Below are 782 nucleotides of genomic sequence, written 5' to 3' on the forward strand. Positions count from 1 at the left end.
CGCTACGCGAACGGGAACGAAAAACATTATGCTATTCCAAATCAGTAGATATGCTTAAACATTCAATTCGATTATTAGTTCATTATTTGAAGTATAAAGAAATACCTGTATTTACCTGATTCATCCCGCATTTATACAATGCCATAAAAACTTCCAGGCTTTCAATAGATCTGGAGGTTTTAGTCTTTCAGTACAGTATGTTCCACTTCTACCAGTTGAAGCGAAGCGGTGACTGACATTCTGGGTGAATCCAGGAGGAAACGAGTCAATCTGAACGTTTGCTCGCTTGCTTCAAGATTCTTCTCGGTTGTCAGTCACCGGTGACCTAAAACTGGTTTGAAATGAGATTTCGGTACATTCTCTGTAGATATGCTCAAATTCTCAATGAGATTGTTACTTTACTACTTAAAGTATAGATAAATACTTGTATTTGGCTGAATCATCCCGCATTTATGCAACGCCACAAATCTTATTAACTATTGTGAGGATATAGCTTTTGAGTATCAACAGAAGAAATTGCTAAAATTGTCAGAATAGAAAACAAAGTCTCCGACTTTTCACAACAAGTCGGAGACTTTGTTTATCACGAATGATTTAAGACTGCTGTAGTATACTACGTCTGTACAAAACTTCTGACTAGTACCCGATGAAGTGCAGAACATCACGCAGGACACTGTAGCCAGCTAAATCCCAAAGCAAATAAGCCAGAAAGCCAATCGCTGCCAAGCGACCATTCCACAGTTCCGCTTGGGGGTTTAAACCAAATACAAAAGCGTTACGGT

General features: G+C 38.9%; 1 protein-coding gene and 1 pseudogene. One reads left to right on the plus strand and one right to left on the minus strand.

The features are described 5' to 3' along the window. Positions 1-119, plus strand: a pseudogene (locus AC5590_RS05135) (IS1 family transposase); the annotation flags it as partial. A 517-nt stretch (positions 120-636) separates the two neighbouring features. Here AC5590_RS05135 and AC5590_RS05140 read toward each other — a convergent pair. Continuing rightward, the coding region (locus AC5590_RS05140) for a high light inducible protein (protein WP_169269035.1) at positions 637-782 on the minus strand (146 nt) is incomplete at its 5' end.

It is taken from the genome of Brasilonema octagenarum UFV-OR1 (assembly GCF_963888615.1).
Classification (GTDB): domain Bacteria; phylum Cyanobacteriota; class Cyanobacteriia; order Cyanobacteriales; family Nostocaceae; genus Brasilonema; species Brasilonema sennae.